Source organism: Streptomyces sp. NRRL S-340 (assembly GCF_000720185.1).
Lineage (GTDB): Bacteria > Actinomycetota > Actinomycetes > Streptomycetales > Streptomycetaceae > Streptomyces.
The window spans coordinates 13,257-31,068 of sequence record NZ_JOIY01000029.1 but is presented as its reverse complement, the minus strand read 5'-3'; the positions used below and the strand labels follow the sequence as shown (position 1 = coordinate 31,068).

The following is a 17,812-nucleotide window of genomic DNA, read 5'->3' as shown; positions in this document are numbered from 1 at the left end:
CGGGCCCGGGCCGTTCTCCGCCGGGGCCGCGCGGGCCCGGGCCTGTTCACGTCATCCGGCGTGCGCCCCGGCGGCCGCGGGGGCGGCCAGGTGCGCCAGACAGGAGTCGGGGGTGGCGAACGGCTCCAGGCCGCTCGCGGTCAGCGGTGCGTCCAGCTCGGCCGACGCGCCCTGCATCAGCCCCAGATGGAGCGGGCACACCAGGTGGCCGTACTCCTCGGCCAGTTCCAGGAAGGGGCAGTGGCGCAGTCTGATCCGTTCCGGCATGCCGTCCTGGCCGCCCCCCTCGGGGGCCGGGTCGAAACCGAGGTCGTCGAGCAGGCCGACCAGCCGGTCCAACGGTTCCGCGGCCGCCGACCCCACCGCCGCCGGCCGCGCGGCCACAGCCCCCGTGCCCACCGGGTCCGTGCCCACCGGGTCCGCGGCCGTCGGCCGCGTCGCAGACGGAAGGGGTGGGGTGTCCGGCCGCGAGAGGGGCGGCGGAGGCAGCGGGGGCTTCGCGAGGCGGCGGCCCCATGCCCGGCCCGTCTCGACGGCGGCGGTCCGCGCCTCGGGCCCGCGCGAGGCCAGTTCGCCCAGCAGCATCCGCGCCAGCAGACCGTAGCCGCGGGCGCCGCCGCGGTCCATGCCCGGCCGGGCGGCGTACACCGTGCGGGGACGCCCGGGGCCGGGGCGGCGGCGTCCTGAACCGTCCGTGTCCTCGGTCCGCCGTTCGGCCAGCCCCTCGGCCACCAGGGCGTCCAGGTGGAAACGCACCGTGTTGGGGTGGACCCCGATCCGCTCGGCGGCCTCCGCGGCGCCCAGCGGCCCGGGAGCCGAGCGCAGCACCTCCAGCACCTCGCGCCGGCGAGGGTTGCGCCGCCTCTCGGACACTCGGCTCACCCCTTCCCACCTGCGGTGATTTTTCACGAGTCGACCATGGAAAAATCGTAGGCGATGCATCGGAGCCACAGGGAAGAGGGGTGCACCATGGCGTCGTCCGCAGCGCACGACACCGGTCCGGACGGGGCCGGGCCGCCCGAGCCGCGCCTGCTGTGCGACGCCCGCGCGCTGGCCGGGGATCCTCCGGCAGCGGCGGGCGTGCTGTGGAAGCTGGCGGAGAGCGGGCGTCAGCTCGACGCCAATCTGGTCCGCCTCGCACCGGGGGCGCAGGTCGCGCCGCACGCCGAACCGGACCTGGACGTGCTGGTGTACGTCGTCTCCGGCGGCGGGACGCTCGGCGCGGGCCCGCGGGACGAACCCCGGGAACTGACCGAGGGCGCCACCGTCTGGCTGCCGCACGGTTCGACGCGCAGCCTCGGCGCCGGCCCGGACGGGCTCGTCTACCTGACGGTGCACCGGCGGCGCCCCGGCATGCGGATCCGGTCGCGGAAAGAGGGCCCCTGACGGGAGGTCAGGATGCTGGGGAGAGGTCAGGAGCCCTGAACGAACGCGCGCGCGAAGGCCGCCCGGACGACGTTCCCCCGCGTCCGGTCCAGCACCCCGAACACCACGTGCTCGAACGCGTGCGAGAACCGCCCGCCCGGCCCCAGGAGCGCCCGGAAGGCGCCCGCCACCTGCGCGGGGTCGTTGCGGAACACCCCGCATCCCCACGCGCCGAGCACCAGGTGCCGGTAGCCGTGGGCGGCGGCCGTCTCCAGCACCCGCTCGGCGCGGACGGCCAGGGCGCCCGGCAGCCGGGCGGCCCGCTCGGGCGTGTCCCGCAGCACCACCCCTGCGTTCGGGGCGGCGGCGGTCAGGAAACCGGCGGTGTACGGCTCGTCGAGGAGCCGGCCGCGGTCGTCACGGAAGACGGGGACGGCCGGTGAGTGGATCACCCGGTCGGAGTAGAACGGGTCGCGGTGGGTGCGGTGGTGCTCGTAGAACTCCCTGGCCCCGAGCAGACAGGTGTACAGCGCCGAGGCACGGCACAGGGCCTCTTCCTGGGCCTGTGCGCCGTTGAGGTAGCCGCCGCCGGGATTGCGCGCCGAGGCGAAATTGAGGACGGCAACCGGGCCGCCGAGCCGCCGGGCGGCCTCCAGGCTGCTCTCCCCCGTGACCTCGAAGCAGGTCTCGGCCGGCGCCCACGGCGGTACGGGCACCGGGCCCGGCCCGCTCGTGCGCGTCCCTTCACGGGCGGCCTCGACGGCCGCCGCCAGGCGCACCTCGCGCCCGTCCTCCCGGCGATAGACCCCGGCCATCACGATCTGTTCGGTCTGCTGTGCGATGCCGCGCAGGCGCGCGCTCATGGCGCCACCCCCGTGGGCGCCATGACCGCGCACCGCGCGGCGTCCCCCGTGTTCATGCACGCATCGTGTGCGATCCGCGAGCCCGGGTGCAACGGAGTTTCCGCTTCCGGGAGCCGCCGAAGCCGCCCTCGCGATCCGCGGTCGGGCGCCGTGAAGCAGCGGGAAACATCGCGGAAACGGAGATTTCGGGGCACGATTGTCCCGTTCTGCACCCTTGTGCGAATCGGCCAGAGGGTTTTGGGTGGGGACGGTGCGACCCCGTCCCGGACCACGGAACCCGGGCCGGTGGCATGGTGGAATCTCAGGAGGATCCCGACATGTCCGATTCGGCAAGTGGCTGTACGGAGCCCCGTACCGCCGTCACCGAAGCCGAGGTCGAGGCTCTGGTCAGCGGCATCTGCTTCAAGACCGGACCGCCCCGTACCGTCGGCGTCGAAGTGGAATGGCTGGTCCACGAGCTGCGCGCGCCGCGGCTCCCCGTGACCCCCGAACGTCTCAAAGCGGCCTACGCCGCCCTGCGGACCGTGCCCCTGGGATCGGCGCTCACCGTCGAACCCGGCGGCCAGCTGGAGCTCAGCTCGCCGCCCGCGGCCTCCCTGATGGAGTGCATCGGCACCGTCTGCGCCGACCTCGACCGCGTCCGTGCCGTACTCGCCGGGGACGGACTGTGCCTGGTCGGTCTCGGTCACGACCCCTGGCACACGCCCCGCAGGTTCCTGCGGGAACGGCGTTACGACGCCCTGGAGGCCTGCCTGGACCGCGGCGGCCCGGCCGGCCGGCACATGATGTGCACCTCCGCCTCCGTGCAGGTGTGCCTGGACGCCGGCCACGAGGAGCCGGGGCCGCTCGGCCACGTGCGGCGCTGGCGGCTCGCGCACCAGCTCGGCGCGGTCCTGGTGGCCGCGTTCGCGAACTCCCCGCTGCTCGGGGACCGGCCCACCGGATGGCGCTCCACCCGGCAGCTGCTGTGGACGGAGATCGGCCCGGGCCGGGCGGGCGCACCGCCGCTGGACGGCTCGCCCCGCGCCGCCTGGGCCCGGCACGTCCTGGACGCGCCGGTGATGTGCGTACGGCGTGACGACGGGCCGTGGCACGTGCCCGAGGCGCTGAGCTTCCGGGAGTGGATACGCTCCGGCCGGCCGAGACGGCCGTCCCGGGAGGACCTCGACTACCACCTCACCACCCTGTTCCCGCCCGTCAGGCCGCGCGGCCACCTGGAACTGCGCATGATCGACGCGCAGCCCGGGGACGACGGATGGATCGTCCCGCTCGCGGTGGCGGCGGCGCTCTTCGACGACCCGGAGGCCGCCGAGAGCGCGTACCGGGCCGTGAAACCGCTCGCCGAGCGGACCATGGGCCGGCCCGCGCCGCACAATCCGCTCTGGATCGAGGCGGCCCGCTCCGGCCTCGCCGACCCGGAGCTGCGCGACGTGGCGGTCACCTGCTTCGAGGCCGCCCTGGCGGCCCTGCCCCGGCTCGGTGCCACCGCCGCGGTCCAGGACGCCGTCGGCGCGCACCTGGACCACTACGTCCGCAAAGGCCGCTGCCCCGCCGACGACCTGCTCGACCGGCTGGACGGCCGGGACCGCCGCACCCACGGGAAGGACCTCCGCTCATGACCGACCCCGCGCTCGACCCCGCGCTCGATGCGGCGCCCGGTCCGACGCCCGGCGCCGGAACCGACCCCGAGGCGCTGCGCGCCCGCGCGCTGACCTCGCTCACCACCGCCCGGGAGCGCACCACGCTGCTGACCAGCTGCGTGGAGGAGCCCGACCTGACCGCTCAGCACTCCCCGCTGATGTCCCCGCTGGTGTGGGACCTCGCGCACATCGGCAACCAGGAGGAGCTGTGGCTGCTGCGCACGGTCGCCGGGCGGGAAGCGATGCGCCCGGAGATCGACAGCCTCTACGACGCCTTCGAGCACCCGCGCTCCGAACGCCCCTCGCTGCCGCTGCTGGCGCCCGCCGAGGCCCGCGCGTACGCGTCCGAGGTGCGCGGCAGGGTGCTGGACGTGCTGGAGTCCGCCGCGTTCCACGGGACCCGGCTGACCGAGGCGGGCTTCGCCTTCGGCATGATCGCCCAGCACGAACAGCAGCACGACGAGACCATGCTGATCACCCATCAGCTGCGCCGGGGCCCGCGCGCCCTGACCGCGCCCGACCCCGAACCGGCACCCCCGTTCACCGGTCCGCCCGAAGTCCTCGTCCCCGGCGGCCCGTTCACCATGGGCACCTCCACCGAGCCGTGGGCGCTGGACAACGAACGGCCCGCGCACGTGCGCGAGGTGGCGCCGTTCTGGATCGACACCGCCCCGGTGACCAACGGCGCGTACCAGGCATTCATGGAGGACGGCGGGTACGACGACGCGCGCTGGTGGGCGCCCGAGGGCTGGGACCACATCCGGCGCCAGGGCATCACCGCGCCGCTGTTCTGGCGGCGCGAGGGCGGACAGTGGCTGCGGCGGCACTTCGGTGTCACCGAGGCCGTACCGCCCGGCGAGCCGGTGCTGCACGTGAGCTGGTACGAGGCCGACGCCTACGCCCGCTGGGCCGGACGGCGGCTGCCCACCGAGACCGAGTGGGAGAAGGCCGCGCGGCACGACCCGGCCACCGGCCGCTCGTCCCGCTACCCGTGGGGGGACGCGGACCCGTCGCCCGCACACGCCAACCTGGGCCAGCGGCACCTTCGCCCGGCCCCGGCGGGCAGCTACCCCGCCGCTGAATCCGCCCTCGGCGTACGGCAGTTGATCGGCGACGTGTGGGAGTGGACGGCGAGCGACTTCCTCCCCTACCCGGGGTTCGCGGCGTTCCCGTACAAGGAGTACTCCGAGGTGTTCTTCGGGCCGGAGTACAAGGTGCTGCGCGGCGGCTCGTTCGCCGTGGACCCGGTGGCCTGCCGGGGCACCTTCCGCAACTGGGACTACCCGGTCAGGCGGCAGATCTTCTCCGGCTTCCGCACCGCCCGCTCGGCTCGCCCGGGAGAGTCCTGATGTGCCGTCACCTCGCCCGGCTGGGCCCCCAGGAGCCGATCGGCCGCGTCCTGGTGGAGCCGCCGCACAGCCTGTACCGCCAGTCCTGGGCGCCCCGGCAGCAGCGCTACGGCACGGTCAACGCCGACGGTTTCGGCGTCGGCTGGTACGCCGCCGGCGACCCCGTGCCCGCCCGCTACCGCCGGGCCGGGCCCGTCTGGGCGGACCTGTCCTTCGCCGACCTCGCCCGGGTCGTGCGCACCGGTGCTCTGCTCGCCGCGGTGCGCGACGCGACCCTTTCGGGCGCGGACGCGGAGGCCGCGGCGGCCCCCTTCGCCGCGGGCCGGTGGCTGTTCAGCCACAACGGCGCCGTGACCGGCTGGCCCGGCTCGCTCGCCGGGCCGGCCCGGACGCTGCCGCCCGAGGACCTGCTCGCGCTGGAGGCCCGCAACGACTCCGCCCTCGTGTGGGCGCTGGTGCTGGCCAGGCTGCGCGCCGGCGACACCCCCGCGCAGGCGCTCGCCGACACGGTGCTGGAGGTGGCCGCGGCGGCCCCCGGCTCCCGGCTCAACCTGCTGCTCACCGACGGCGACACGATCACCGCGACCGCCTGGGGCGACACCCTGTGGTACCTCGCCGCACCCGGGCCCGGGACGGTGGTGGTGGCCTCCGAGCCCTACGACGACGATCCGCGCTGGCGCCGCGTGCCCGACCGCACGCTGCTGGCGGCGCACCGCACGGACGTCCTGCTGACCCCGCTCAAGGACCTCGCCCTCAAGAACCCCGCCGAGGACCTGGCATCCGCACCCCCCGAGGAGCCCCGCACGTGAGCCCGTTCCACGTCACCCGCATCCTGCCCGAGGACGCCATGGCGGCCGCGCTGCGCGCCGACGTCCGGCACGGGCTGACCAGCGACCCGAAGGCCCTGCCGCCGAAGTGGTTCTACGACGCGCACGGCAGTGATCTGTTCGAGCGGATCACCGAACTCGCCGAGTACTACCCGACCCGCGCCGAACGCGAGATCCTCGCCGGCCGGGCCGCCGAGATCGCCGCCGCCCTGCCCGCCCGCACCCTGGTCGAACTGGGCTCCGGCTCCTCGGAGAAGACCCGCTACCTCATCGACGCCCTCACCGGCCTGCAGACCTACGTCCCCGTCGACGTGAGCGAGAGCGCGCTGCGCCAGGCCGGACGGGCGCTGACCGCCGAACGCCCCGGCCTCGCCGTGCACGCGCTGATCGCCGACTTCACCGCCGGGCTCACCCTGCCCGAGACCCCCGGCCCGAGGCTGCTGGCGTTCCTCGGCGGCACCATCGGCAACCTGCTGCCCGCCGAACGCGCGCGGTTCCTGGCCGGGGTGCGCGCGCTGCTCTCCCCCGGCGACGCGCTGCTCCTGGGCACGGACCTGGTCAAGGACGAGGAGGTGCTGGTGCGGGCGTACGACGACGCCGCCGGGGTGACCGCCGCGTTCAACAAGAACGTCCTCGCCGTCGTCGACCGTGAACTGGGCGCCGACTTCGACCCGGACGCCTTCGACCACGTCGCGCTGTGGAACCCGGAGGACGAGTGGATCGAGATGCGGCTGCGCTCGCGCACCGCGCAGACCGTGAAGGTGCCCGCCCTCGATCTCGCCGTCGACTTCGCCGCGGGCGAGGACCTGCGCACCGAGGTCTCGGCGAAGTTCCGCCGGGAGGGGGTGAGCGCGGAACTGGCCGCTGCCGGGCTGGAGCTGACGCAGTGGTGGACGGACGCCGGGCGGCGCTTCGCGCTGTCGCTCAGCGTGGTGCGGTGAACATGCCGCGCTGAGCCCCGTCCGCCGGGCCGGACCCCGTGCTCCCGGCCGAGCCCCGTCCGCCGGGCCGGACCCCGCGCTCCCGGCCGAGCCCCGTGTTCCGGGCCGAGCCCCTCGTTCCCGGTTTCGTGCCGTCGCGGCGGGTGGGCCCGGGCCGGACGGGCGGTCCGGGCCGGCAGTCGATCCAGGACGGGCGGTCAGCCCAGGCCGGGTGCCAGTTGCTCGGTGATCCGCCGGGAGGCGCGGCGGGCCTCGGTGCGCGGGTCGCCGCCGCCGAGCACCTTCGTCATGTACCGCTTGATCGGGTTGTCGGCCTCCACGGCGGCCCACTGCGGGGTGCTGGGGGTCGCCCGGCCGTGCGCGGCGCCCGCCGCCATGGCCGCGACCCCCTCCTCCCCGGCGACCGCCGAGGCGAGCGTCGTCTTGTTGGGGACGTAGTTCATGGTGCGGGCCAGCTCGGTGTCCCACTTGGCGCCGGTGAGGGCGGCTACGACCGCGACCGCCGCGTCCCGGTCGCCGGTGTTGCGCGGGACGATGAGGTCGGAGCCGCCGGTGAAGACCGCGCCGGGACGTGCGGCGGTCTTCCCCGGCACCGGGAAGAACCCCAGCTTGCCCCGCAGGCCTGGATTCTTCTGCACGACGGCCTGCGCGACGCCGGGCACGGCCACGATCTGCGCGACCTTGCCCGCGGCGAACACCCCGGCCTGCGGCGGATGTTCCTCGTCGGAGCCCGCGGGACCGCCGCCGAGCGCCTGCAGCCGCTGGTAGAAGTCCATCCCGCGCAGGGCGGCCGGCGTGTCCAGGGTGCCCTTCCAGACGTTGGCGCTCTCCTTGGCGAGGTCGCCGCCCTCGTCCCAGATGAACCCGGAGAGCGTGTACCAGTCCTGACCGGCCAGGTAGATGCCCTGGTCGCCGCCCTTGTCGAGCTTCTCGGTGGCGGCGAGCCACTCGGCGCGGGTGCGCGGCGGGGCCTTGACGCCGGCCTGCTCGAAGAGGTCCTTGCGGTAGACGACGACACGGTTGGCCGCGTACCAGGGAATGCCGTACTGGGCGGAGTTGTCCTGGCCCGGTTCGGCCAGGCCCGGCACCCAGTCCCGCATGCCCCAGTCCCGCATCGACTCCAGGGTCAGGTTGGTGAGCCGGCCGCCCTCGACGTACTGGGCGACCTGGGTGTTGCCGACCTCGATGACGTCCGGTCCGCCCTCGCCGTCACCCGAGAGGGCGGCCTGCACCTTCGGGCCGATGCCGGTCCATTCCTGGATGCGGATGTCGAGGCGCAGATCCTTGTGGCCGCGCTCGAAGTCCTCCGTGAAGCGGTGCAGGAAGTCCTGCGAGGCGCTGTCCTTCATCAGCCAGACGGTGACGGTGTGCCGCCCGCCGGTGCTGCCGGGCAGCGCTCCGCAGGCGCTGACCAGCGCGGCGGACACACAGACGAGGGCGAGGAGGCGACGTCTCACGAGGGGTCCAGTTCTGTCAGGTGCACAGGAAAGATCCCGACGTGGGGGGCCGAGCCGCGGGCTCGTACGGGCGTGCTGGGATTTTGGTATGGACCAATACGGAGGTCAAGTGTCCGCCCGGTCACGATCCGCACATCTCGCGCGCGGGCCCCGGATGCGGCACCGTGGAGTGACGTGTGACACCCACCTCACGGAGTGTCACCGTCCGATGTGGCATCCCGTCGTCCGGCGCCCCGGCGCCGCCCGCGAGAGGAGCACCCGCACCATGACCGACCACGTTTACCGGGTCACCGAGATCGTCGGCAGTTCGCACCAGGGGGTCGACGACGCCATCCGCAACGCCATCACCCGCGCCTCGCAGACCGTGCGCAACCTGGACTGGTTCGAGGTCACCCAGGTCCGGGGCCAGATCGAGAACGGCCAGATCGAGCACTACCAGGTGGGCCTGAAGGTCGGCTTCCGGATCGAGGAAGCGGGCTGAGGCCGGTACCTCTGGACCGAGGACGCGGGCTGAGACCGGTACCGCTCCCTCTCAGGTCCGTCCCTCCCGCTCCTGCGCCTGCGCCAGCTCGGCCGAGGGAGCCGTCCAGCGGGCGCGCAGGACAGCGAACCCCGCCCGTTCGGCGTCCTCGCACACCAGCTCGTCGTCGTCCACGAGCACCCGGATCTCGCGGTCCCCGGCGAGCCGCCGCAGGATCTCCAGCTTGGTGATCCGGGCGGGCCTGCGGTCGCCGTCGGGCCGCATGTGCACGCGGCCCTCGGGCAGCCCGTGGGCGGCGAGCCAGTCGAGCGTGTCCTGACGGCACCGCTCGGGCCGCCCCGTGAGGTAGACGACCTCGCACTCCACCGCGCTGTCCCGGGCCAGCCGTACGCCCTCGGTGATCGGCGGGTCCTGGGGCGCGGCGGCGAAGAAGGCGTCCCAGTCGCGGGGCCGCCGCTGCAGGAAACGCTGGCGGTGCGCCGTGTCGGCGAGGGTGTTGTCCAGGTCGAACACGGCGAGGGGCCGCTTGCTGGTGTCCGTCACGCGGACCACCCTAGGGCCTGTCCTTCGGATCGGGCCCGGCCCGGTGTGAAGGGGAGGCACTGGCCCCCTCCCGGCACGAGCCCGCCGCGGGGGCCCGGAGCGGCCGGGCGGAGCGGTCCGGATGCGGGGCGGGGCCCCGCACCCGATGCTGGGTACATGTCCGGAGCACTGCCCGTGACCGTGCACCCGCCCTCCCCCACGGGCGGCCGGCGCGTCCGCGTCAACGGCGAGATCCTGGGGCTGGCGTACAGCGTCGCGGACGTGGCCGAGTTCCTGCGCCGCGCCGGCCTCGACGTCGACCCCGTGGAGGTCTCGGTCTCCCCGCTCATCGACTGGCGCGGGGTCGGCCCGGAGTACTGGGGCCCGGAGCCCTCGTCCCCGCCTGTCTGAGCGCGCCCGTCCGGGCGGGCCGCCCGCGCGGGGCGGCCCGGCCCGGGTTCCGTCCCCACGGGAATCATGGGCGCTGTGCCGCGTTGAACCGGGTGTGAGTGCCTTGATCGAGTCCACCCGTTTCTCCGTCCTGGACCGCTCCCGCACCCGGGAGGGCCGCCCGGCCGCCGAGGCCCTGCGGGACACCGTGCGCCTGGCGCAGGAGGCGGAGCGGCTCGGTTACCACCGGTTCTGGGTCTCGGAGCACCACGGCGTGCCCGGGGTCGCCGGATCCGCGCCGACCGTGCTGGCCGCCGCCGTGGCGGCCGCCACCCGCACGATCCGGGTCGGCACGGGCGGCGTCATGCTCCCCAACCACCGTCCGCTGGTCGTGGCCGAACAGTTCGGGGTGCTGGAGTCGCTGTTCCCCGGCCGCGTCGACATGGGCCTCGGCCGCTCCGTCGGCTTCACCGACGGCGTACGCCGGGCACTGGGCCGCGACAAGGGCGACGCGGAGGACTTCGCGGCCCAGTTGGCCGAACTGCTCGGCTGGTTCGAGGGCACGTCCCCGACGGGGGCGCACGCCCGTCCCGCCGAGGGGCTGCGTGTGCCGCCGTTCGTCCTGGCCATGGGCGAGGGGGCGGTGATCGCCGCGCGGGCGGGCCTGCCCATGGTCATCGGCGACCTGCGCGACCGCGAGAAGATGCTGCGGGGCGTCGACCGCTACCGGTCGGCCTTCCGCCCCTCCCCCTGGGCACCGGAGCCCTATGTCGTCGTCTCCGGCACGATCGCGGTGGCCGCCACCGAGGAGGAGGCCCGCCGGCTGCTGGTCCCGGAGGCCTGGTCCATGGCCCACGCCCGCACCCACGGCACCTTCCCGCCGCTGCCGCCGGCCGAGCGCGTCGCCTCCCTGGCGATGACCGCCAAGGAGCGCGGCTTGTACGAGACCGGCCTGCGCGGCCACCTCGCCGGCACGGCTGAGCAGGTCGCGCGGGAGCTGGAGACGGTGCTGGAGGAGACGGGCGCCCAGGAGGTCCTGGTCACCACGAGCACGTACGACCGTGCGGCGCTCGTGGACTCCTACCGGCGGCTGGCGGGGCTCTTCACGGCGTAGGCCGGAGCGCCCGGGTCCGGTGTCCGGTGGCGCCTGCGGCGGCAGGGCCCCGCGGGGCCCGTCCGTCCCGTCACGGTGTGGCGGGCTCGGGGCGGAGGGCCTGGTCGACGTTGTCCTCGACCCAGGCGCGGAGCGCGTTGAGGGGGACCGCCGCGCTGTGGCCGAGGGGCGTGAGGGAGTACTCGACGTGCAGGGGCACGGCCGGGAAGACGGTGCGGTCGAGGATGCCGGAGTCCTCCAGGCGGCGGAGGGTCTGGGTCAGCACCTTGGGGCTGACGCCCTGGAGTTTGCGCTGCAGTTCCCCGAAGCGCTGAGGCCCCTCCTCCAGGGCGCCGATGGCCAGGGCGGACCACTTGTTGGCGAGCAGGTCGAGCAGGGCGCGGCACGGGCACTGAGCGGCGTACACGTCATGGTGCGCGTGCTGGCCGCTGGGGCAGCTGGTCGTCATCCTCACTCTCCTCACCAGGAAACTTCCCGATGGGAAGTAGTAGACCTTGAAGGTAAGTATATCTCTGGGGATAGCGTCATCGACGTCGACGGGAGGGCCACGAAGGGCCCCTCCCCAGGATGCTTCACAGGAGATGACACATGTCCGCGGAGACGATGCGTGCGGTGGTCCAGGACGGTTTCGGCGGTCCGGAGGTGCTGCGCGTCCAGCGGGTGCCGCGTCCGGTGCCGCTGCCCACCGAGGTGCTGGTCCGGGTGCACGCGGCCGGGATCAACCCGGTGGACTGGAAGAGCCGGGCCGGCGGGGGTATGGCCGGGGTGCTCGGTGAGCCTCCGTTCACCCTGGGCTGGGACGTGTCGGGCGTCGTGGAGGAGGCCGGCTTCGGTGTCACCACGCTGAAGCCCGGCGACGAGGTGTACGGCATGCCGTGGTTCCCGCGCGCCGCGAACGCCTACGCCGAGTACGTGACCGCCCCGGCCCGGCAGTTCGCCCGCAAGCCCGCCGCCCTCGACCACGTCCACGCCGCCGCGGTGCCCCTGGCCGCGCTCACCGCCTGGCAGGCCGTCGTCGACACCGCCCACGTCCAGGCCGGCCAGCGGGTCCTGGTCACCGCCGCCGCGGGCGGGGTCGGCCACTTCGCGGTCCAGTTCGCACGGCACCGGGGTGCCCACGTGATCGCGACCGCCAGCGCGGCCCGGCACGCCTGGCTGAAGGAACTCGGGGCCGACGAGACCATCGACTACACCACCACCCGCTTCGAGGACGCCACCGCCGGCGTCGACGTCGTCATCGACCTGGTAGGTGACGGCCACGACCGCACCAGCACCCGTTCCCTGAAGGTCCTGCGCCCCGGCGGCCTGCTGGTCGCGGTCCCGGCCGGGGTCTCCCCGGAACTGGCCGGGGCCGCCGAAGCGGCCGGCGTCCGGGCCACCCCCTTCCTGGTCGAGCCGGACGGTGCCGCCCTCACGACGATCGCCGGCCTGATCGACGCCGGCCGTGTCGCCGTCGAGGTGGAGGAGACCTTCCCCCTCGAAGAGGTCGCCGAGGCCCACACCCGCGGCGAGGCCGGCCGCACCCGCGGCAAGCTCGTCCTCACCCTCACCGACTGACCGCGTCCGCAAGCAGCTTCGAGGAGCACCGTGCACTACGAGATCCGCCGCTACCAGGCGCGGCCCGGACGCCGCGGCGAATGGGTGCGCTACATGGAGGACGTCGTCATTCCCTTCCAGGCCTCGCTGGGCATGGACGTGACCGCCTCGTTCGTCGACGACCAGGACCAGGACGGCTACGTGTGGATCCGCCGGTTCGAGGACGAGGCCCAGAGCGAGGCCCTGTACGCGGCCGTCTACCAGCACGAGCGGTGGACGAACGAGATCGGCCCGGTCGTCCGAGGTCTCCTGGACCCCGGGAAGACCGTCGTGACCCGCGTGGTCCCCACCCCCGCCTCACCCCTGCGCTGACCCGGCCCCGCCGCCGTCACCTCGCCACCCGCACACCACAGCCACAAGGCGCCGAGGAAAACCGTTCATGAGCACCGACGCCGTGGAGAAGTCGTCCCCCGCACCTCGATCACCCAGGCCGCCGCCGGCGCACTCGTCGCGGCGGCGCACGCGGCCGCCGCCCGGACCGGCTTCAGGGCGGCCGTCGCCGTCACCGACCCCGGAGGGCACCTGAAGGCGTCCGACCGCGCCGGCGGCGCGCCCTTCGTCGCCGCCGAGATCGCCGTCGGCCAGGCCTGAACCTCGGCCTCCTTCCCCACTCCCACCCACGAGTGGAACGACCGCCTCGCCGGTCCGCGGATCGCTCCGCCGGCCGGCCGCGTCCGACGGCGGTCGCCGGCGGCTGCCCGATCACCGACGGCGGCCGGTGCGTGGGAGGCCTCGGAATCTCCGGGGGCAGCTGCGAGCAGGACCGGAGGGCCGCCGAAGAAGTCCTGACCGCCCTCCGGTTCGAGTAGTCCGCGCCGGGCGCGGGTGTCCCAGCGGGATCGCGCCGGGCGGCTCTCGGGGCCGCGTAGGACGCCCGGCCCGCGGGTCACAGGGCGGCCGGACCGCCTGCCGGGGTCAGGCCGCCCGTTCGCGGGCGGGCGGGCGGCCGACCGGCACGTTCCGGAGCGGCCGCGTAGGATCGCGTGGTTCCCCCCTGCCGTCGCCCCTGTCCGCCGGAGCTCCGTCATGCACACCCCCCACGACCCGTACGTCCGCGTCCGCGGCGCCCGTGAGCACAACCTCCAAGGCGTGGACGTCGATGTGCCGCGGGACGCGCTCGTGGTGTTCACCGGGGTGTCGGGGTCGGGGAAGTCCTCGCTGGCGTTCGGGACGATCTACGCGGAGGCGCAGCGGCGCTACTTCGAGTCGGTGGCGCCGTACGCGCGCCGGCTGATCCACCAGGTCGGGGCGCCGAAGGTCGGGGAGATCAGCGGGCTGCCGCCCGCCGTGTCGCTGCAGCAGCGGCGGGCGACGCCGACCTCGCGGTCGTCGGTGGGCACGGTGACGAACCTGTCCAACTCGCTGCGGATGCTGTTCTCGCGGGCCGGTGACCATCCGCCGGGTGCCGAGCGGCTGGACTCGGACGCCTTCTCGCCGAACACGGCGGCCGGGGCCTGCCCGCAGTGCCACGGGCTGGGGCGGGTGCACCGCACGAGCGAGGAGCTGCTGGTCCCCGATCCGTCGCTGTCCGTCCGTGAGGGGGCGATCGCGGCGTGGCCGGGTGCCTGGCAGGGCAAGAACCTGCGGGACGTCCTGGACGCGCTCGGCCACGACGTGGACCGGCCCTGGCGCGAGCTGCCCGCCGAGGAGCGGGAGTGGATCCTGTTCACGGACGAGCAGCCGGTGGTGACCGTGCACCCGGTGCGGGACGCCGGCCGGATCCAGCGGCCCTACCAGGGCACCTACATGAGCGCCCGGCGGTACGTGATGAAGACGTTCGCCGAGTCGAAGAGTCCGGCGCTGCGGGCGAAGGCGGAGCGCTTCCTCACCTCCGCGCCCTGCCCGGCCTGCGGCGGCAGCAGGCTGCGGCCCGAGGCGCTGGCCGTCACCTTCGCCGGCCGCACGATCGCCGAGCTGGCCGCGCTGCCGCTGACCGAGCTGGCCGGGACGCTCGAAGGGTCCTCCGGGGCCGCCCGGCTGCTCACCGACGACCTGAAGTCCCGTATCGCGCCCGTCGTGGAGCTGGGCCTCGGCTACCTCTCCCTGGACCGGTCCACGCCCACCCTCTCCGCGGGTGAGCTGCAGCGGCTGCGGCTGGCGACACAGCTGCGGTCGGGGCTGTTCGGGGTGGTCTACGTGCTCGACGAGCCGTCTGCCGGCCTGCACCCGGCGGACACCGAGGCGCTGCTCACGGTGCTGCAGCGGCTCAAGGACGCGGGCAACTCGCTGTTCGTGGTGGAGCACCACCTGGACGTCGTGCGCGGCGCGGACTGGGTCGTGGACGTGGGTCCGCTGGCCGGGGAGCACGGCGGGCGGGTGCTGCACAGCGGTCCCGTGGCCGGGCTGGCGGAGGTGGCCGGCTCGGCCACGGCCCGGTTCCTGTTCGGCGGCCCCGCCGGACCCCGGCGCCGGGTGCGGCAGCCGCGCGGCCGGGTGACGGTCGGTCCGGTGACCCGGCACAACCTGCGCGCGGTGACGGCCGAGTTCCCGCTGGGTGTGTTCACCGCCGTGACGGGGGTCTCCGGGTCCGGCAAGTCGACGCTGATCGGCGAGATCACGGAGGAACTGCCGGGCGTGGGGCGTCTGGTCTCGGTGGACCAGCGGCCGATCGGGCGGACCCCGCGCTCCAACCTGGCGACCTACACGGGGCTGTTCGACGTCGTGCGGAAGGTGTTCGCGGGCACGGACACGGCCCGCGAACTCGGTTACGGCGTGGGGAGGTTCTCCTTCAACGTGGCCGGGGGGCGGTGCGAGACCTGCCAGGGCGAGGGGTTCGTGAGCGTGGAGCTGCTGTTCCTGCCGAGCACGTACACGCCCTGCCCGGACTGCGGCGGTGCCCGGTACAACCGGGAGACACTGCGCGTGACGTACCGGGGGCGCACGATCGCGCAGGTGCTGGACATGACGGTGGAGGGTGCGGCGGAGTTCTTCGCCGACACCCCGGCGGTCGCCCGCAGCCTGGAGACCCTGCTCGACGTGGGCCTCGGCTATCTGCGGCTGGGGCAGCCCGCCACCGAGCTGTCGGGCGGTGAGGCCCAGCGGATCAAGCTGGCGAGCGAGTTGCAGCGCGGCCGCCGCGGACACACCCTCTACCTCCTGGACGAACCGACGACGGGCCTGCACCCGGCCGATGTGCGGGTGCTGATGCGGCAGTTGCACGGGCTGGTGGACGCCGGGCACACGGTGATCGTCGTCGAGCACGACATGTCCGTCGTCGCGGACGCCGACTGGGTCCTCGACCTGGGTCCGGGCGGTGGTGACGCGGGCGGCCGGATCGTGGCGGCGGGGACACCCGCCGAGGTGGCCGGGGCAGCGGGCAGTGCCACGGCTGTCCACCTGGCCCGTGCCGTCGCGGGCGCGTCGCCCCCGGCGGCCGGGGAACGGGACTGATCTCCCGCTCAACGGGCTGTTCTCCCAGGGTGCTTGGGGTGAGTAGGCGGCTCGGCGGCCGGGCCGCCGGGCCGTACTCGATCATGGGGGCATGACACACACCTCTCGTCGCGGTCTGCTGACCGCACTCGCCGCCTCCGCCGCCGCCGTTCCGCTGGGTGTCCTGGCCGCGGCTCCCGCCCGGGCCGCCGCCCCCGCCGCCGCGGGCGCGGTCGTGGACCCGCTGCCCGCACCGGCCGGGCTGCCCGCGGCCCGTTCCTCGGTGACGCTGCCGCCGCTGGACGCCTCCTGGTTCACCCCGGTGACGCTCACCGCCCCGCTCACCACCGCCGTGCTGCCCGGGACACCGGCCCGTACGGAGGTCACCTCGGGCGGCAGACGGATCGCGCTGCTGACCCACGGCGCCCGGACCGTGCTGCTGCCGGGTCCGCGAAGAACGTTCGCGGAGAACAAGCGGCCCTTCACCGACGACTTCGGCCGCACGCTGCCCGACACATCGCTGCCGGTGGAGCAGCGCACGTACTGGGGGACGTCCCCGGGCGGCGGCAGCTGGTCCACGCTCGGTCCGGACGCGACGGACTACTCGGTCGTGCCCGGCAGCGGGGTGATCACGCTGACCACCGACTACGCCAGCCGCCACGCGACCCTGCGCGACGACGAGATCACCGACGTCGACGTGCGGTCGGTGGCCCGGTTCGACAAGGTGCCCACCGGCCAGGCCTGTTCGTACGCCCTGTCCTTCGGCTACCAGGACACGCACAACAGCTACCGGGCCCGGCTGTCCTTCCTGACCACCGGCGCGGTGGAACTGCGGGTGGAGAAGGAGGTCGCCGACACCGTCACCCAGCTGGTCGGGGCCGTGGTGCTGGCCACCACCAGCGCGGCGGGCACCGACTGGACGATCCGGGTGCGCCGCGAGGGATCCCGGATCCGGGCCAAGGCCTGGCGTGCGGACGCGGCGGAACCGTCCGGGTGGGCCGCGGACGTCACCGACAGCACCTTCGGCAAGGGCCGGGTGGGCCTGCGCGCGCTGGCGAACAGGGGCTGCGCGAACCTCCCGGTCAGGCTGACGGTGAGCCGTTTCCAGGTGGACGCCGCGAACTGGGCCGCCCCGCCCACCGTCACCCACGGCGACTGGGTGCGGGTGCTGCCGCGGCCCTTCGACGGCATCTGGACGGCGGAGCTGGAACAGACCGTGCGCGGCTGGGCCGGCTCCACCGCGCCGGACGTCCTCGCCCACGCCGCGATGTTCCTGGCCGGGGCGCCCGCGGTCACCGCCGGGGACGGTCCCGCGCGGGGCGCGCAGGTCCTGGGCGAGGCGGGTTACGGCTACCTGGACCCGCACGGCTACCGTTACGAGGGCGCCGACTTCCACGAGTACATGAACGTCGGCTGGACCTTCCCCGACGGCGCCTACACGGGCCCGTCGAGCAAGCAGGCCGGCAACCTCGACTGCTCGGGCTACACCCGCATGGTCTACGGCTACCACATGGGCGTGCCGATGGCGGCGGGCGCGGACACCTCCGGGGAGCGGATACCGCGCAAGTCCCGGGACATCGCCGAGCACGCGCCCGGTGTGCTGGTCGACCGCACCGACGGCACCGCACCGCCCGCCGCGGCCCAGCTCCAGCCCGGCGACCTCGTGCTGTTCAACGCCGACTCCGGCGACGACGACCCCGCCGGGCAGACCGTGACGGTGGACCACGTCGGGATCCACCTGGGCACGGACACGGCCGGCGGGCGCCGCTTCCTGTCCAGCCGCAAGACCGTCGACGGGCCCACCATGTCCGACCTCGGCGGCGCCTCGCTCCTGGACGGCACCGGCACCTACGCCCGGTCGCTGCACACGGTACGGCGCATCTGAACGGCGGTGCCGC

Annotated in this window: 19 protein-coding genes; 14 read left to right on the top strand and 5 right to left on the bottom strand. The window is 74.5% G+C overall.

The window, feature by feature from the left end:
• Positions 1 to 51: 51 nt before the first annotated feature.
• Positions 52 to 873, bottom strand: coding sequence for a helix-turn-helix domain-containing protein (locus IG64_RS22715; RefSeq protein WP_037859164.1), 822 nt, complete (start codon positions 871 to 873; stop codon positions 52 to 54).
• A gap of 96 nt (positions 874 to 969) precedes the next feature.
• Here IG64_RS22715 and IG64_RS22710 point away from each other — a divergent pair, with 96 nt between their 5' ends.
• Positions 970 to 1,386 carry a cupin domain-containing protein gene (locus IG64_RS22710; protein ID WP_037859162.1) on the top strand — a complete coding sequence of 139 codons (417 nt, stop codon included), beginning with the start codon at positions 970 to 972 and terminating at the stop codon, positions 1,384 to 1,386.
• Between the two features lie 26 nt (positions 1,387 to 1,412).
• Here IG64_RS22710 and IG64_RS22705 read toward each other — a convergent pair whose 3' ends face one another.
• Positions 1,413 to 2,228 (bottom strand): TIGR02452 family protein, encoded by an 816-nt coding sequence (locus IG64_RS22705; protein WP_037859160.1) that lies wholly within the window; start codon positions 2,226 to 2,228, stop codon positions 1,413 to 1,415.
• A gap of 317 nt (positions 2,229 to 2,545) precedes the next feature.
• On the opposite strand from IG64_RS22705, the gene egtA reads away from it, so the two are divergent.
• From egtA to egtD, 4 genes are read left to right on the top strand one after another with little or no spacing between them, the layout of a single operon-like run.
• The gene (gene egtA / locus IG64_RS22700) at positions 2,546 to 3,847 is read left to right on the top strand and encodes an ergothioneine biosynthesis glutamate--cysteine ligase EgtA (protein ID WP_037859159.1); all 1,302 of its coding nucleotides are present in this window, start codon (positions 2,546 to 2,548) and stop codon (positions 3,845 to 3,847) included.
• The gene (gene egtB / locus IG64_RS22695; RefSeq protein ID WP_037859156.1) at positions 3,844 to 5,217 is read left to right on the top strand and encodes an ergothioneine biosynthesis protein EgtB; all 1,374 of its coding nucleotides are present in this window, start codon (positions 3,844 to 3,846) and stop codon (positions 5,215 to 5,217) included. Before egtA ends, egtB begins: the two co-directional genes overlap by 4 nt.
• Positions 5,217 to 6,026, top strand: a complete 810-nt coding sequence (gene egtC, locus IG64_RS22690; protein WP_037859155.1) for an ergothioneine biosynthesis protein EgtC — start codon at positions 5,217 to 5,219, stop codon at positions 6,024 to 6,026. The genes egtB and egtC overlap by 1 nt, the downstream gene beginning before the upstream one ends.
• The gene (gene egtD, locus IG64_RS22685; protein ID WP_037859153.1) at positions 6,023 to 6,985 is read left to right on the top strand and encodes an L-histidine N(alpha)-methyltransferase; all 963 of its coding nucleotides are present in this window, start codon (positions 6,023 to 6,025) and stop codon (positions 6,983 to 6,985) included. Before egtC ends, egtD begins: the two co-directional genes overlap by 4 nt.
• Positions 6,986 to 7,182: 197 nt before the next feature.
• Here the strand turns inward: egtD and IG64_RS22680 are convergent, their stop codons facing one another.
• Positions 7,183 to 8,442, bottom strand: coding sequence for an extracellular solute-binding protein (locus IG64_RS22680; protein WP_037859151.1), 1,260 nt, complete (start codon positions 8,440 to 8,442; stop codon positions 7,183 to 7,185).
• A gap of 265 nt (positions 8,443 to 8,707) precedes the next feature.
• On the opposite strand from IG64_RS22680, the gene IG64_RS22675 reads away from it, so the two are divergent.
• On the top strand, positions 8,708 to 8,923 hold the full coding sequence (locus IG64_RS22675; protein WP_037859267.1) for a dodecin: 216 nt from the start codon (positions 8,708 to 8,710) through the stop codon (positions 8,921 to 8,923).
• 51 nt (positions 8,924 to 8,974) lie between these two features.
• On the opposite strand, the gene IG64_RS22670 is transcribed toward IG64_RS22675, so the two are convergent.
• The gene (locus IG64_RS22670; RefSeq protein WP_037859266.1) at positions 8,975 to 9,466 is read right to left on the bottom strand and encodes a nucleotidase; all 492 of its coding nucleotides are present in this window, start codon (positions 9,464 to 9,466) and stop codon (positions 8,975 to 8,977) included.
• 156 nt (positions 9,467 to 9,622) lie between these two features.
• Between IG64_RS22670 and IG64_RS22665 the strand changes: the two genes are divergently transcribed.
• Positions 9,623 to 9,856: a hypothetical protein gene (locus tag IG64_RS22665; protein ID WP_199811641.1), complete on the top strand. Its 234-nt coding sequence runs from the start codon at positions 9,623 to 9,625 to the stop codon at positions 9,854 to 9,856.
• 94 nt (positions 9,857 to 9,950) lie between these two features.
• On the top strand, positions 9,951 to 10,949 hold the full coding sequence (locus tag IG64_RS22660) for an LLM class flavin-dependent oxidoreductase (protein ID WP_037859149.1): 999 nt from the start codon (positions 9,951 to 9,953) through the stop codon (positions 10,947 to 10,949).
• A 70-nt stretch (positions 10,950 to 11,019) separates the two neighbouring features.
• On the opposite strand, the gene IG64_RS22655 is transcribed toward IG64_RS22660, so the two are convergent.
• The gene (locus tag IG64_RS22655; RefSeq protein WP_037859147.1) at positions 11,020 to 11,397 is read right to left on the bottom strand and encodes a winged helix-turn-helix transcriptional regulator; all 378 of its coding nucleotides are present in this window, start codon (positions 11,395 to 11,397) and stop codon (positions 11,020 to 11,022) included.
• Positions 11,398 to 11,537: 140 nt separating this feature from the next.
• Here IG64_RS22655 and IG64_RS22650 point away from each other — a divergent pair, with 140 nt between their 5' ends.
• From IG64_RS22650 to IG64_RS22635, 6 genes are all read left to right on the top strand, one after another.
• Complete coding sequence (locus tag IG64_RS22650) at positions 11,538 to 12,506, top strand: NADP-dependent oxidoreductase (protein WP_037859145.1); 969 nt, start codon at positions 11,538 to 11,540, stop codon at positions 12,504 to 12,506.
• Between the two features lie 30 nt (positions 12,507 to 12,536).
• Positions 12,537 to 12,857: an NIPSNAP family protein gene (locus tag IG64_RS22645; RefSeq protein WP_037859143.1), complete on the top strand. Its 321-nt coding sequence runs from the start codon at positions 12,537 to 12,539 to the stop codon at positions 12,855 to 12,857.
• A gap of 108 nt (positions 12,858 to 12,965) precedes the next feature.
• A complete protein-coding gene (locus IG64_RS42885) occupies positions 12,966 to 13,136 on the top strand; it encodes a heme-binding protein (RefSeq protein ID WP_267883414.1) in 171 nt (56 codons plus the stop codon).
• A gap of 32 nt (positions 13,137 to 13,168) precedes the next feature.
• The gene (locus IG64_RS42880) at positions 13,169 to 13,354 is read left to right on the top strand and encodes a heme-binding protein (protein ID WP_267883413.1); all 186 of its coding nucleotides are present in this window, start codon (positions 13,169 to 13,171) and stop codon (positions 13,352 to 13,354) included.
• A 217-nt stretch (positions 13,355 to 13,571) separates the two neighbouring features.
• Complete coding sequence (locus tag IG64_RS22640; protein ID WP_037859140.1) at positions 13,572 to 15,935, top strand: ATP-binding cassette domain-containing protein; 2,364 nt, start codon at positions 13,572 to 13,574, stop codon at positions 15,933 to 15,935.
• A 91-nt stretch (positions 15,936 to 16,026) separates the two neighbouring features.
• Positions 16,027 to 17,799 (top strand): NlpC/P60 family protein, encoded by a 1,773-nt coding sequence (locus tag IG64_RS22635; RefSeq protein WP_037859137.1) that lies wholly within the window; start codon positions 16,027 to 16,029, stop codon positions 17,797 to 17,799.
• Positions 17,800 to 17,812 lie beyond the last annotated feature (13 nt).

What these genes read in the sequence shown, in the direction of transcription:
- IG64_RS22710 (WP_037859162.1), top strand. Translation starts at nt 970, where the DNA reads ATGGCGTCGTCCGCAGCGCACGACACCGGTCCGGACGGGGCCGGGCCG.
- IG64_RS22705 (WP_037859160.1), bottom strand. Translation starts at nt 2,228, where the DNA reads ATGAGCGCGCGCCTGCGCGGCATCGCACAGCAGACCGAACAGATCGTG.
- egtA (WP_037859159.1), top strand. Translation starts at nt 2,546, where the DNA reads ATGTCCGATTCGGCAAGTGGCTGTACGGAGCCCCGTACCGCCGTCACC.
- egtB (WP_037859156.1), top strand. Translation starts at nt 3,844, where the DNA reads ATGACCGACCCCGCGCTCGACCCCGCGCTCGATGCGGCGCCCGGTCCG.
- egtC (WP_037859155.1), top strand. Translation starts at nt 5,217, where the DNA reads ATGTGCCGTCACCTCGCCCGGCTGGGCCCCCAGGAGCCGATCGGCCGC.
- IG64_RS22675 (WP_037859267.1), top strand. Translation starts at nt 8,708, where the DNA reads ATGACCGACCACGTTTACCGGGTCACCGAGATCGTCGGCAGTTCGCAC.
- IG64_RS22665 (WP_199811641.1), top strand. Translation starts at nt 9,623, where the DNA reads ATGTCCGGAGCACTGCCCGTGACCGTGCACCCGCCCTCCCCCACGGGC.
- IG64_RS22655 (WP_037859147.1), bottom strand. Translation starts at nt 11,397, where the DNA reads ATGACGACCAGCTGCCCCAGCGGCCAGCACGCGCACCATGACGTGTAC.
- IG64_RS22650 (WP_037859145.1), top strand. Translation starts at nt 11,538, where the DNA reads ATGTCCGCGGAGACGATGCGTGCGGTGGTCCAGGACGGTTTCGGCGGT.
- IG64_RS22640 (WP_037859140.1), top strand. Translation starts at nt 13,572, where the DNA reads ATGCACACCCCCCACGACCCGTACGTCCGCGTCCGCGGCGCCCGTGAG.
- IG64_RS22635 (WP_037859137.1), top strand. Translation starts at nt 16,027, where the DNA reads ATGACACACACCTCTCGTCGCGGTCTGCTGACCGCACTCGCCGCCTCC.